General features: G+C 72.3%; 12 protein-coding genes. 7 read left to right on the top strand and 5 right to left on the bottom strand.

Features of this window, described 5'->3' with window-relative positions:
• Positions 1-100 precede the first annotated feature (100 nt).
• Entirely contained in the window at positions 101-1,768 is a 1,668-nt protein-coding gene (locus ABD230_RS16410; protein WP_344377214.1) for a thiamine pyrophosphate-binding protein, read from the bottom strand.
• Positions 1,769-1,966: 198 nt separating this feature from the next.
• On the opposite strand from ABD230_RS16410, the gene ABD230_RS16405 reads away from it, so the two are divergent.
• From ABD230_RS16405 to ABD230_RS16390, 4 genes are all read left to right on the top strand, one after another.
• Positions 1,967-2,269, top strand: a complete 303-nt coding sequence (locus ABD230_RS16405) for a hypothetical protein (RefSeq protein ID WP_344377213.1) — start codon at positions 1,967-1,969, stop codon at positions 2,267-2,269.
• A gap of 187 nt (positions 2,270-2,456) precedes the next feature.
• Complete coding sequence (locus ABD230_RS16400; RefSeq protein ID WP_344377212.1) at positions 2,457-3,962, top strand: glyceraldehyde-3-phosphate dehydrogenase; 1,506 nt, start codon at positions 2,457-2,459, stop codon at positions 3,960-3,962.
• Between the two features lie 127 nt (positions 3,963-4,089).
• Positions 4,090-5,265: a thiolase family protein gene (locus ABD230_RS16395; RefSeq protein ID WP_344377210.1), complete on the top strand. Its 1,176-nt coding sequence runs from the start codon at positions 4,090-4,092 to the stop codon at positions 5,263-5,265.
• Between the two features lie 100 nt (positions 5,266-5,365).
• Entirely contained in the window at positions 5,366-6,154 is a 789-nt protein-coding gene (locus ABD230_RS16390) for an SDR family NAD(P)-dependent oxidoreductase (RefSeq protein WP_344377206.1), read from the top strand.
• 5 nt (positions 6,155-6,159) lie between these two features.
• On the opposite strand, the gene ABD230_RS16385 is transcribed toward ABD230_RS16390, so the two are convergent.
• The 3 genes from ABD230_RS16385 to ABD230_RS16375 form a co-directional block, all read right to left on the bottom strand.
• Positions 6,160-7,146 (bottom strand): HAAS signaling domain-containing protein, encoded by a 987-nt coding sequence (locus ABD230_RS16385; protein WP_344377201.1) that lies wholly within the window; start codon positions 7,144-7,146, stop codon positions 6,160-6,162.
• Positions 7,143-7,478 carry a PadR family transcriptional regulator gene (locus ABD230_RS16380; protein ID WP_344377697.1) on the bottom strand — a complete coding sequence of 112 codons (336 nt, stop codon included), beginning with the start codon at positions 7,476-7,478 and terminating at the stop codon, positions 7,143-7,145. Before ABD230_RS16380 ends, ABD230_RS16385 begins: the two co-directional genes overlap by 4 nt.
• Positions 7,479-7,654: 176 nt before the next feature.
• Positions 7,655-9,097, bottom strand: coding sequence for a helix-turn-helix domain-containing protein (locus ABD230_RS16375; protein ID WP_344377198.1), 1,443 nt, complete (start codon positions 9,095-9,097; stop codon positions 7,655-7,657).
• A 128-nt stretch (positions 9,098-9,225) separates the two neighbouring features.
• Here ABD230_RS16375 and ABD230_RS16370 point away from each other — a divergent pair, with 128 nt between their 5' ends.
• Positions 9,226-11,094, top strand: a complete 1,869-nt coding sequence (locus ABD230_RS16370) for a phosphoenolpyruvate carboxykinase (GTP) (protein ID WP_344377195.1) — start codon at positions 9,226-9,228, stop codon at positions 11,092-11,094.
• A 146-nt stretch (positions 11,095-11,240) separates the two neighbouring features.
• Here ABD230_RS16370 and ABD230_RS16365 read toward each other — a convergent pair whose 3' ends face one another.
• On the bottom strand, positions 11,241-11,756 hold the full coding sequence (locus tag ABD230_RS16365) for a CHRD domain-containing protein (protein ID WP_344377192.1): 516 nt from the start codon (positions 11,754-11,756) through the stop codon (positions 11,241-11,243).
• A gap of 182 nt (positions 11,757-11,938) precedes the next feature.
• Between ABD230_RS16365 and ABD230_RS16360 the strand changes: the two genes are divergently transcribed.
• Positions 11,939-12,331, top strand: coding sequence for a DUF1622 domain-containing protein (locus ABD230_RS16360; RefSeq protein WP_344377191.1), 393 nt, complete (start codon positions 11,939-11,941; stop codon positions 12,329-12,331).
• A 66-nt stretch (positions 12,332-12,397) separates the two neighbouring features.
• Positions 12,398-12,586, top strand: a complete 189-nt coding sequence (locus ABD230_RS16355) for a hypothetical protein (RefSeq protein ID WP_344377188.1) — start codon at positions 12,398-12,400, stop codon at positions 12,584-12,586.
• The last annotated feature ends 17 nt before the right edge of the window (positions 12,587-12,603 follow it).

The raw sequence follows: 12,603 nt of genomic DNA, 5'->3' as shown, positions 1-12,603 counted from the left end.
GAGCGTCACCCGCGATGGTATCGAAGGGCGGGGGAGCGTCGTATCCGTAATCATATACGATCCAGCGGACGCCGCGGCAGGCTGCGAGTCGGATGCCGAGTCAGTCGACGGTCGGGGAGTTCACCCGGAGGATCTCCTCCTGGTACGGCGCGGCGATCGCGTTCGAGACGCGGCAGTCGAGCAGGAGGAACCGGCGATCGTCGACCGGCTCGGCGCCCCACGCCGCGAGTCGGTCGAGGTCGGCGAGGTCGCGCACGACGACGCCCTCGGCGCCCAGCGCCGTCGCGAGTCCGGCGAAGTCGGCCTCGGGGATCCGCATCGGGCCGTCCGCGAGGCCCATCCGGCCGTACACGTGCACCTCGGCGCCGTAGACCGCGTCGTTCCACACGACCGCGATGCCGCGACCCCCTGCCGTCCGGACCGCCGTCTCGAGGTCGGCGATGGCCATGAGCCCGCCGCCGTCGCCCGTCGTCAGCACGATCGTCGCCTCCGGCTGCGCCGCCGCGGCGCCGGCCACGCTCGGGAAGCCCAGCCCGATCGACTGGAACGCGGTGCCGACCATCATCATCCGCTCCGGGGACGCCACGGGCCAGTACATGTTCGCCCACCCGATGAAGTGGCCGCCGTCCGAGACCACCACGCGGTCCTCGGGCAGCAGATCGGCGAGCCGGGCCGCGACGCTGCGCGGGTCGAGCCGCCCGTCGTCCGCCACCACGCCGACGCCCTCCTCGTGCGCGCACAGTGCGGAGACGTCGACCGACTCGCGCCACCCCGACGGCTCGGCGCCGAGCGCAGCGAGTTCGTCGAGGAGGGCCCGCGCGACGAGCGCCGCGTCGCCGCGCACGTACGCGCCGACGTGCGGATGCGTCGCGGCGGGTGCGACGTCGACCTGGGCGATGCGGGTGCCGGGCGCGAAGAGCGCGCCGAAGCGCATCGTGAACTGGTTGAGCGACGCGCCGAAGACGACGACGACGTCCGCCTCGCGGACCGCGGCCATCGCCGCGTCGGCGCCGAAGCCGCCGGTCACGCCGAGGTCGTGGCGGACGTCCGGGAACAGCCCGCGTCCGAGCGCCGTCGTGGCGGTGATCGCGCCGGTGGCGTCGGCGAGTTCGCCCAGCACGTCGCCGGCACCCGCGAGCCAGGCGCCGCGTCCCGCGAGCAGGAGCGGTCGCTCGGCCGAAGCGAGGCTCCGTGCCACGGCCCGGATCGTCTCGGCGGCGAACGGTCCGAGCGGTTCGAGCGGGGTCGGCAGCGCAGGTGCCGGCGCCTCCGGCACGGGACCGGCCTCGACCGAGGCGACGTCGTACGGGATCGCGAGCACCGTCGGCACCCGGTACGCCAGGGCGTGCTCGATCGCGATGACCGTCGTGGCCGCGGCATCCGCGCGCCCGACCGTGTACGTGCGAGCCCCGACCGCCGACGCGAGCGCGATCTGGTCGACGCCCCACGGGCGCGGGCCGGAGGTCGGCTCGTCGCCGACGACGAGCACGAGCGGCACCTGCGCCTGCACGGCCTCGGCCAGCGCCGTCAGGGTGTTCGTGAAGCCGGCGCCGTACGTCGCGGTGGCGGCGGCGAGGCGGTTCGAGGCGCGGAAGTGCGCGTCGGCGGCGACCACGCCGCCGACCTCGTGGCGCACGGCCGTGAAGGTCGCGTCGGTCGTGCGTTCGAGCGCGTCGAGGAACCAGGCGTTGCCGTTGCCCATGACGCCGAAGACGTGGTCGACGTGGGCGGCGAGGGTGCGGGCGACGTGCGCGGAGACGGTGGGCATGGCGGAGCCTTTCGAGACGGTGACGGATGGGAGGTTCCGTATGTGCCTCGCGGGCCGGCCGTCGGGCCGGACGCTTCGCGCCCATTTTCCGAGCGCCGGCGCCGCTCGTCGATCGCGTGCGACCGGGCGCCTGGACGGTGCGAGTATAGCCCGCGACGGCGCCGTCATCGGTGTCGCGCATGCGGCAGGATGGCTCGGGTGAAGACCATCCAGCTGCGCCGGTACACGCTCGTCGACGGAGAGTACGACGCCTTCGTGGCGTGGTGGAACGAGTGGATGCCGCGCGTGCGCCCGGCCGCCGGGTTCGCGATCGAGTTCGCGTACGGCATCCGCGAGTCGAACCAGTTCGTCTGGGCCGTCAGTGCGCCCGGTGACGCCGACGCGTTCGGGGCGCTCGAGGCGGAGTACCTCGCGTCCGCGGCACGCGCCGAGGCGTTCGACGGCGTGCCGCAGCGCATCGCGGTCTACGACATCGCGCTCGTGGACGACATCGCCGCCTGAGCCGCCGTCCGGCTCGCCGTCGCGGCAGTCGGCACTCCCGTCACGTGACGTCGTGTACAGCGGGTGCCCAGCCGTGCGCCGGATATCATCGGGGCATCCCCTTGGACAACCCCGTGGTCGACGCTGCCCACCCGCGCGCGACCCGCACAGGCCGACGTGGTCCGCCCCGCGGCCGAGAGGAAGAGTCGTGAGCCACGAGTTCGACGCCCGCCGTGAGGATTGGATCGCCCGAGAGGAGCTCGCCGAGCGCATGATCCCGCTCATCGGCGGGTTGTACCGCCGGCACGGGGTCGTCACCTCGATCCACGGCCGGCGGCTCATCAACCGCTCCGCCGTCGAGCTGCTGAAGGCGCACCGCTTCGCCCGGCAGGCCGGAGACGTCGAGCTCGACCTGGCCGACACCATGCGCGTGCTCGAGGCCCTCGCCGAGATCGCGCCGAGCCCGGCCTCGATCGACGTCGCGCGCCTCGTCTCCCGGTTCCACGCGGCCCCCGAGGGCACCGACCTGGTCGACTTCCTCCGCGCCGAGCTCGCGCCCGTCCTCGTCGACGCCGGCGAGCCCGCGCCGACCGGCGCCGACGTCGTGCTCTACGGCTTCGGCCGCATCGGGCGCCTGCTCGCCCGCATCCTGATCGCGCACGCCGGCGGCGGCCAGGGCCTGCGCCTGCGCGCCATCGTCGTGCGCAAGGGCAGCGAGAACGACCTCGCCAAGCGCGCGAGCCTGCTCCGCCGCGACTCGGTGCACGGCCCGTTCCAGGGCACGATCACGGTCGACGAGGAGGCGAACACGATCCTCGCCAACGGCACCCTGATCCAGGTGATCTACTCCGACGACCCGGGCACGATCGACTACACGGCGTACGGCATCGACGACGCGATCGTCGTCGACAACACGGGCCGCTGGCGCGACGAGGCGGGCCTCGCGCGCCACCTCGAGTCGACGGGCGTCTCGCGCGTGCTGCTCACGGCCCCCGGCAAGGGCGCGATCAAGAACATCGTCCACGGCATCAACCACGCCGACATCGAGGCGGGCGACCGCATCCTCTCCGCGGCGTCGTGCACGACCAACGCCATCACGCCCGTGCTCGCCGCGATCGACGAGGCCTACGGCGTCGCCCGCGGCCACGTCGAGACCGTGCACTCGTTCACGAACGACCAGAACCTCATCGACAACTTCCACAAGGGCGACCGTCGCGGCCGCTCCGCCGTGCTCAACATGGTCATCGCGGAGACCGGTGCCGCGAAGGCCGTGTCGAAGGCGCTCCCGCAGCTCGAGGGCAAGCTCACCGGCAGCGCCATCCGCGTGCCCACGCCCGACGTCTCGCTCGCGATCCTGAACCTGCAGCTCGAGCGCCCGACCGACAAGGCGACGCTGAACGCGTACCTCCGGAAGGTCTCGCTCACCTCGCCGCTGCGTCAGCAGGTCGACTACATCGAGTCGGCCGAGGTCGTCTCGACCGACTTCGTCGGCAACCACCGCGCGGGCATCGTCGACGGCCTGGCCACGATCGCCGACGGCACCGATGTCGTGCTCTACGTCTGGTACGACAACGAGTACGGCTACTCGTGCCAGGTGGTGCGCGTCATCGAGGCGATGGCCGGCACGCATCCGGTCGTGCTGCCGGAGCGCGAGCCCGTGCGCATCGAGCAGGTCGCTCCGGCGGCCGTGCCGGAGGTCGCCGAGGTCGGCTGACCCCGCGCATCAGGCGCCCGCGACCGGCCGGTCGCGGCATCCGGACCCACCGAACGGATGGCGCGGCCGGCCGTTCGCCGTCCGCGGCCGTGCCGCCGGCCCGCGCGGGCGGACCTAGGCTGGAGGCATGAGCACCGAAGCCGTCATCGTCGACGTCGTCCGCACCCCGGTGGGGCGCGGCAAGCCCGGGGGGATGCTGAGCGGCGTCCATCCGGTGGACCTGCTCGCGGGGGTGCTCACCGCGATCGTCGACCGCAACGACCTCGATCCGGGCATCATCGACGACGTCATCGGCGGGTGCGTCAGCCAGATCGGCGAGCAGTCGTACAACGTCACCCGGAACGCCGTGCTCGCGGCCGGATTCCCCGAGCACGTGCCGGGCACGAGCATCGACCGCCAGTGCGGGTCGAGCCAGCAGGCCGCGACCTTCGCGGCGCAGGCGATCCTCGCCGGCCAGGCCGACATCATCATCGCCTGCGGCGTCGAGTCGATGAGCCGGGTGCCGCTCGGCTCGAGCGCGGCGGGCGCCGACCCGTTCGGCACCCGCGTGCACGCCAGGTACCCCGAGGGGCTCGTGAGCCAGGGCGTCTCCGCGGAGCTGATCGCGCAGAAGTGGGGTCTCTCCCGGGAGGACCTCGACACCTTCGCCGCGCGCTCGCACGACCTCGCCGCGGCGGCGGGGGAGTCGGGCGCGTTCGCCACCGAGCTCGTCCCCGTCGCGGGCGTGGACCGGCTGGTCGACGAGACCGTCCGACCCGGCACCTCCGTCGAGTCGCTCGCCGGCCTCAACCCGGCGTTCCGCACCGACCGGCTGGCCGAGCGCTTCCCCGAGGTCGAGTGGCGGATCACCCCCGGCAATTCGTCGCCCCTCACCGACGGCGCCTCGGCCGCGCTCATCATGAGCGCCGAGGCCGCCGAGCGGCTCGGGCTCGAGCCGCGCGCCCGGTTCCGCGCCTTCTCGGTCGTCGGCAGCGACCCGCTCTTCATGCTCACGGGCGTCATCCCGGCCACCGCGAAGGTGCTCGAACGTGCCGGGCTCGGCCACGACGACATCGATGCCTACGAGGTGAACGAGGCGTTCGCCTCCGTCCCGCTCGCCTGGCTGGCGGAGACGGGCGCCGACCCCGAGAGGCTGAACCCCAGGGGCGGGGCGATCGCGCTCGGCCATGCGCTCGGCTCGAGCGGCACCCGGCTGCTGACGACCCTCGTCAACCACCTCGAGGCGACCGACGGGCGCTACGGCCTGCAGACGATGTGCGAGGGCGGCGGCATGGCCAACGCCTACGTCGTCGAGCGGGTCTGACCTCCCCGGCGGACGCGCCGCGGGCGCCGGTTGCCGGTCTCCTCGCGCTCGGCGTCGACGCACCGCAGCGCACCCTGAACGAACCGAAGGAAGGAACCACATGGAACTCACCGGAGCATCCGCGATCGTCACGGGCGGCGCGTCCGGGCTGGGGCGTGCGACGGCGCAGGCCCTCGTCGACGGCGGCGCGCAGGTCGTCCTCGTCGACCTGCCCGGTCCGCGCGGCGAGCAGGCCGCGGCCGAGCTCGGGCCGCACGCCCGGTTCGTGCCCGCCGACGTGGCCGACGAGGCGCAGGTCGCGCAGGCGGTCGCCGCGGCATCCGCCCTGGCCCCGCTCCGCGTCGCGGTCAACTGCGCCGGCATCGTGACCGCGAACCGGACGGTCGGCCGCGAAGGCCCCGCGCCGCTCGACGCGTTCGAGCGCACCATCCGGGTGAACCTCATCGGCACGTTCAACGTGCTCCGGCTCGCCGCGGCGGCCATGGCCGCGACGGAGCCGGTGCAGGCCGGCGTCGCCGGCGGGCCTGCGACGCTCGAGCGCGGCGTCATCGTGAACACCGCGTCCGTCGCCGCGTTCGACGGCCAGATCGGCCAGGCGGCCTACTCGGCGTCGAAGGCCGGCGTCGCCGGCATGACGCTGCCGATCGCGCGCGACCTGTCGAAGCTGCTCGTCCGCGTCGTCACGATCGCACCGGGCATCTTCGAGACGCCGATGATGGCCGGCATGCCCGACGACGTGCGCACCTCGCTCGAGCAGCAGGTGCCCCATCCGTCGCGCCTCGGCCACCCCGCGGAGTACGCGGCGCTCGTCCGCTCGATCGTCGCGAACCCGATGCTGAACGGCGAGACGATCCGCCTCGACGGCGGCATCCGCATGCAGCCGAAGTAGTCCGCTCAGATGCGGCCGATCGCGAGCGCGGAGCCGCCGCGGCCCTTCACCGTCTTGACCACGCCGTCGATCACGTCCCACACCGTGACCGCGACGAACACGACGACGATGATCGCCGTGACGGTGCCGCCGGCGTCGCCCCACGGCCAGCCGATCTCGGCGAGGTACTCCGGGTTCACCAGTCGGCCCGTCGCGAAGAGCCACAGCGCAGGGACCGCGAACGCGAGGTTGAGCAGCAGGTTCGCGACCACGAGCCACCAGTTCCATCCCCACGCGTAGATCGCCGCGGCGAAGAGGACCTCGAGCGCGAGCAGCACGAGGAACCACGGGATCCAGAACGACCACAGGTCGGGGTTCAGGAACGGGATCGGCTCGCCGGCCTCGTCGACGAACGGCGAGGCGGTCTGCTGCCAGACGATCAGTCCCGCGAAGATCGACAGGAACACCACCGAGGCGATGAGGTCGCCGAGTCGACCGGCGCGCGCCTGGTCGCGCACCTGCGGCAAGTGGTCGGGGGTCCACGTCGGCGCGGGCGTCGATCGGGGCGAGCGCTCGATCAGCGCGAACACGAGCGTGGGCCAGAAGGCGAGCTGGATGGCGAGCGGGATGGCGGTGCCGAGCACGCTCGCGAAGACCTGCGCGACGTCGGCGCCGCCGAGCACCTGCGCGAGCACGATCGCGACCAGCGCGATCGGGAGCACGACGGCGAACAGGGTCGTGACGAGCCGCTTCCACGTGAGGTAGTAGCGCGGCCCGATGAGCTGGAGCGGGCGGTCGACGTACGTCGCCGCGAGCGCGGCCGGATCGCCGAGCTCGACGAGCGCGGCCCGCTCGGCGTCGGTCGTCGCCGCGCCGGCCCCGCGGCGGGCGTCGACCTCGTCGCCGATGCGCTCCCGGAGTTCGCGCGCGAACTCCTCCCGCTGGGCCTCCGGCAGGGTGCGCGCGGCCGCCCAGACGTATCGGTCGGTGAGCGTGGGCGTCGTCGTGGTCATCGTTCGTCTCCCGAGGTGAGCCGGGCGAGGGCCCGGTCGATGTTCTTCCAATCGGCGGTGAGGACGCCGGCGAGCTGCTCGCCGGCGGGGCTCGTGCGGTAGAACTTGCGCGGCCGCGCCTCGTCGGTGTTCCACTCGCTCGTCAGCAGTCCCTGCTTCTCGAGGCGCCGGAGCAGGGGATAGAGCGTGTTCGCGTCGACCGTGATGCCGATGCGGTCGAGCGACTCGAGCAGGGCGTAGCCGTAGTCGGGCTCGCGCAGTCGCACGAGGCAGCCGAGCACGACCGTGCCGCGCCGCAGCTCCTGCAGGTGGCCGGCAGTCGTGTCATCCATGCTCATGTCACGCACTGTACTGTGCCTCGCACAGTATTGCAACCACCACTGCCGCCGTACCGCCGCCAGTCGCTCTTCTCAGGAGGCGATGGCGGATCCGCGCGGTTGCTCAGGAGGAAACGCCGTCGACCGACACGACCCGCCGGATAACTCCTGAGAAGCGCAGCAGTTGGGGGCTACTCGCCGGCGTGGGCCTCGAGGAACTCGTAGACCTCGGCGTCGTCGACGCCGGGGAAGGTGCCCGACGGCAGCGGCGAGAGCACGTGCGCGTGGAGTCGCGCGCTCGGCCATGCCTGGCCCGACCACCGTTCCGCGAGCCCGTCGGGCGCGCGACGGCAGCACGACTCGTCGGGGCAGTGCGAGACCGCGCGCAGGGTCGTCTCGCGGCCGCGGAACCACTTGGCCTGGTTGAACGGCACGCCGACCGTGATCGAGAACTCCGCGGCATCCGTCCGGCCGGTCTGGGTCGCGCACCAGAACGTGCCGACGGGCGTGTCCGTGTACTGGTAGTTCTCGGTCGTGCGGTTCGTCTGCTCGAACGACGTGCGCGCGCTCCACTTCTTGCACACCCACTGGCCCTCGATGGAGCCGGTCACGTCCTTCGGCAACGGCAGGTCGTCGTTCTCGTAGCCCTTCAGCAGCGCGCCGTCGCCGTTGACCCGCAGGAAGTGCACGGTCATGTCGAGCTGGCTCGTGGCGAGGTTCGTGAACCGCAGCGCCGCGGCCTCGTGCGTCACGCCGAAGGCGTCGCGGAAGTCCTCGATCGCGAGGCGCTTGTCCTTCTTCGCGTCCTGCAGGAACGCGACGGATGCCTCCTGCGGCATCAGGCACGCGGCGGCGAAGTAGTTGATCTCGAGCCGCTGCCAGAGGAACTCGTCGTAGCTCGCGGGCGGCTCGTGCCCGAGCAGCCGGTGGGCCATGGCCTGGAGCGCCATGGAGCGGAGGCCGTGGCCCCCGGGGATCGAGGCCGGCGGCAGGTAGATCCGCCCGTTGGCGAGGTCGGTGATCGACCGTGTCGAGTCGGGAAGGTCGCTGACGTAGATGAGCTGGAAGCCGAGCCGTTCGGCCATGACGCTGACCTCGCGATGCGTCAGCGCGCCCTGGCGATGGCCGGACGCCCGCACCTGCTCCTCGGCGAGCCGCTCGATCTCGGGGAGGTAGTTGTCCCGGGCGCGCATGCGCTCGCGGAGCTCGGTGTTGGCGCGCCGCGCCTCCTCGGGCGTCGCGATGGCCTCGCTGGCGCGACGCTGCAGCTCGTGGTGCAGGCCGACGATCGCCTCGAGCGACTCGTCGCCCATGCCGCGGGTCGGCTTGATGTGGGGGAGTCCGAGTGCCGCGTACAGCGGGCTCGACTGCGCGCGCCCGAGTTCGAGCTCGAGCTCGGCGCGCCGGCTCGGCGCCTCGCGCGAGAGCAGGTCGGCCAGGTCCACGTCGAGGGCGGCGGCGATGCCGTCGAGGGTCGAGAGCTTCGGCTCCCGCTTGCCGTTCTCGATGAGCGACAGCTGGCTCCCCGCGAGCCCGATCCGGTCGCCGAGCTGGTCGAGCGTGAGGCCCAGTTCGGTGCGGTAGTGGCGGATGCGGTGGCCGAGGGTTGCGAGGTCGGGACTGCCGAGCTTCATGGCTTCAGAATATCGAAAGATCGCAAATTCTTAACACGCGTATCGGCCGAATGGTCGTCCGGTCTTCACGCAGACTGGAATCACGCCACCGGACCTCGGGGCACTCCAGACTCCTCGAAAGGATGACGATGACCATCTCCGACTTCTCGGTCAGCGCCTCCGGATCCGCCTCGGACGCGGAGGACCGTCCCCGCGGCACGACCGACCCGGCGCTGCGCGCCTGGGTCGCCGAGATCGCCGCCCTGACGCAGCCCGACGACATCGTCTGGTGCGACGGGTCGAAGCACGAGGCCGACATGCTGACCAAGCAGCTGCTCGCCGAGGGCAAGCTGATCAAGCTCAACCCCGAGTGGCGTCCCAACAGCTACCTCGCCCGCACCGACCCGTCGGACGTCGCGCGCGTCGAGGACCGCACCTTCATCTGCTCGACCTACGAGGAGGACGCCGGGCCCACGAACAACTGGCGCGACCCGCACGCGATGCGCGAGGAGCTCAACGGGGTCTTCGCCGGCTCGATGAAGGGCCGCACGATGTACGTCGTGCCGTTCTCGATGGGCCCGCTCGGCGGTGACATCAGCCAGCTCGGCGTCGAGATCACCGACTCGGAGTACGTCGTGCTCTCGATGGGCATCATGACCCGCATGGGCGACCAGGTGTACCGCCTGATCGAGGCCGGCGAGCCGTGGGTGCGCACCATCCACTCCCTCGGCTACCCGCTGGTCGACGGCGTCGGCCACCGCCGCGACGACGTCGAGTGGCCCTGCAACGACACGAAGTACATCGTCCAGTTCCCCGACTCGCGCGAGATCTGGTCGTACGGATCGGGCTACGGCGGCAACGCGCTGCTCGCCAAGAAGGCGTTCGCCCTGCGCATCGCGAGCGTCATGGCCCGCGACGAGGGCTGGCTCGCCGAGCACATGCTCCTCATCAAGGTCACCTCGCCCGCGGGCAAGGTCTACCATGTCGCCGCGGCGTTCCCGTCGGCGTGCGGCAAGACGAACCTCGCGATGCTGCGGCCCACGATCCCCGGCTGGAAGGTCGAGACGATCGGCGACGACATCGCCTGGATGCGCCCCGGCGAGGACGGCCGCCTCTACGCGATCAACCCCGAGGCCGGGTTCTTCGGCGTCGCGCCGGGTACGGGCGAGTCGACCAACCCGACCGCGGTGCAGACGCTGTGGGGCAACACGATCTTCACGAACGTCGCGCTGCGCCCCGACGGCGACGTCTGGTGGGAGGGGCTCACCGACACGCCGCCGGCCGAGCTCACCGACTGGCAGGGCAACCACTGGACGCCGGCGTCCGACCGGCCCGCCGCGCACCCGAACTCGCGATTCACGGTCGCCGCGGCGCAGTGCCCGTCGATCTCGGACGACTGGGACGCGCACGACGGCGTGCCCGTCGACGCGATCCTGTTCGGCGGTCGCCGCGCGACCAACGTTCCGCTCGTCGCCGAGGCGCGCTCGTGGAAGCACGGCGTCTTCATGGGTGCCACGATCTCGTCGGAGCAGACCGCCGCGGCCGAGGGCACGGTCGGCGAGCTCCGCCGCGACCCGTTCGCGATGCTCCCGTTCTGCGGGTACAACATGGCGGACTACTGGGGCCACTGGGTCAAGATGGGCCGCGTCCTCGGCGAGCACGCGCCGAAGATCTTCCAGGTCAACTGGTTCCGCAAGGGCCACGACGGCAAGTTCCTCTGGCCGGGCTTCGGCGAGAACTCGCGCGTGATCGAGTGGGTCGTCGGCCGCATCGAGGGCACCGCCGACGCCGACGAGACGCCGATCGGCATGCTGCCCGCCGACGGCTCGCTCGACCTCGACGGCATCGAGGTCTCGGACGACGCGCTCCAGCAGCTCTTCGAGGTCGACCCGACGACGTGGCTCGCCGAGTGCGACCTCACCGAGGAGTACTTCGCCCAGTTCGGCGACCGCGTCCCCGCGGCGCTCAAGGCCGAGCTGTCCAGCCTCCGCTACCACCTGCAGCAGCAGGTGTCGTAGCGGGATCCCCGCCGGTCGTCGCTCAGGGGTGGGCGACGACCGGCGGTGACGCGCGCGGGGGTGCGCAGGCGACGGATGCCGCGGCCGCGACGTGCACGGGAAGGCGCGTCGCGGCCGCGGCATCCGTCGCCGCCTTCGTCGGCGCGTCAGCCGATCTGGCCGCGGATCTCGCCGCTCGGAATGTCGCCGGGCAGTCCCGTGATCGGGTCGACGCCGTCGAACGTGTGGACGTTGACGTAGGCGTTCCCGGCCCGGATCTCGTCGACGAGCGCGCTGAGCGGCTCGCCCGCGAGCGCGCCGCGGAGGTCGTCGGCGGTGATCGTCCCGGTCGCGAGCACGCCGCTCGTGGGCCCGGCGCCGGGTGCGACCGGGCCGTACAGGAAGACCACGATCGGACCGTTCACCCCGGCGGGAGCCAGGTGGATGTGCGACGCGATGGGATTCTCGAGGTTCGCGACGATGAGCCGGTAGTCCAGCTCCGAGCCGTCGGCCGAGAGCCGGAAGACGGCTTGACCTCGCGCGAGCGATGCGTTCGCGGGCACCTCCTGGCTCGCGCTGAGCGGCGCGGTGAAGGTGGTGTCCTCGCCGGCCTGGGCGGCCACGGGTGCGAGTGACGCGGCCACGGCCAGCGTCATGGCGGACAGGATGCGGATGGCGTGCATGATCGGACCCCCTGGGCGGTCGTCGACCGGCCCCGTCGTCGGCCGATGCCCGCATTCTCGTCCGTGCCCGTGGGCGCCGGAAGCCCCCGTTGCGGGGCGTCCGGGCGCCCCGGGTCGCCGCCACGCGCGCGGCATCCTCGGCGCATCGCCGGCTCGGGGCTACCGTGGCGGCGGGAGGACGCATGGACTTCGGGCCGTTCATCGAGCGCACCGGTGAGGTGATCGACCTGCTGGGGGTCGTCGCCATCGTGCTGGGCGTCCTCGTCGCCGTGGTCGACGCGGGCATGCGGCGGCTCCGGCAGGCGGGGCCCGTCTACGCGCGGTTCCGCCGCGTCCTCGGCCGTGGCATCCTCATCGGACTCGAACTGCTCGTGGCCGCCGACATCATCAGGACGGTCGCCGTCGAGCCGACGCTCGAATCGGTGTCGGTGCTGGCGCTCATCGTCGTCATCCGGACGTTCCTCAGCTGGTCGCTCGAGGTCGAGATCTCCGGCCGGTGGCCGTGGCAGAAGGCGCGGGCCGGCGCTGTCGACGAGGGTTCGCCACGAGTGCCCGCCGCCACGGGCGGCGATTGATCGGGGCAGGATCCCGTGGTGCTCGCGGACGTTGTCGGGCGCCGGGCGCCGGAGTAGCGTGCGGTCATGGAGTGGATGTGGATCGTGATCGGGATCCTCGCCGCCCTGGTCGCCCTGGGACTCGCACTCGCCGTGCGGATTCGCCGCGACCGCTCGGCCGGGACCGAAGGCCCGGACCTCTGGGACGACGCCGAGGCGCAGCGACGCCGCGACGACCCCGAGATCCGCGAATGGGACCACGGCGGGCCGCTCTGACGTCGCGTGGTGGACCG

Source organism: Agromyces tropicus, from assembly GCF_039531345.1.
GTDB lineage: Bacteria > Actinomycetota > Actinomycetes > Actinomycetales > Microbacteriaceae > Agromyces > Agromyces tropicus.
The sequence above is the reverse complement of the archived record's forward strand: the minus strand, read 5'-3'. Positions and strand labels throughout refer to the sequence as shown.

Bases quoted from the DNA above. Each gene is read 5' to 3' on its own strand.
- ABD230_RS16380 (WP_344377697.1), bottom strand. From the start codon at position 7,478: ATGGATGACACGACTGCCGGCCACCTGCAGGAGCTGCGGCGCGGCACG.
- ABD230_RS16390 (WP_344377206.1), top strand. From the start codon at position 5,366: ATGGAACTCACCGGAGCATCCGCGATCGTCACGGGCGGCGCGTCCGGG.
- ABD230_RS16365 (WP_344377192.1), bottom strand. From the start codon at position 11,756: ATGCACGCCATCCGCATCCTGTCCGCCATGACGCTGGCCGTGGCCGCG.
- ABD230_RS16395 (WP_344377210.1), top strand. From the start codon at position 4,090: ATGAGCACCGAAGCCGTCATCGTCGACGTCGTCCGCACCCCGGTGGGG.
- ABD230_RS16355 (WP_344377188.1), top strand. From the start codon at position 12,398: ATGGAGTGGATGTGGATCGTGATCGGGATCCTCGCCGCCCTGGTCGCC.
- ABD230_RS16360 (WP_344377191.1), top strand. From the start codon at position 11,939: ATGGACTTCGGGCCGTTCATCGAGCGCACCGGTGAGGTGATCGACCTG.
- ABD230_RS16375 (WP_344377198.1), bottom strand. From the start codon at position 9,097: ATGAAGCTCGGCAGTCCCGACCTCGCAACCCTCGGCCACCGCATCCGC.
- ABD230_RS16370 (WP_344377195.1), top strand. From the start codon at position 9,226: ATGACCATCTCCGACTTCTCGGTCAGCGCCTCCGGATCCGCCTCGGAC.
- ABD230_RS16410 (WP_344377214.1), bottom strand. From the start codon at position 1,768: ATGCCCACCGTCTCCGCGCACGTCGCCCGCACCCTCGCCGCCCACGTC.
- ABD230_RS16385 (WP_344377201.1), bottom strand. From the start codon at position 7,146: ATGACCACGACGACGCCCACGCTCACCGACCGATACGTCTGGGCGGCC.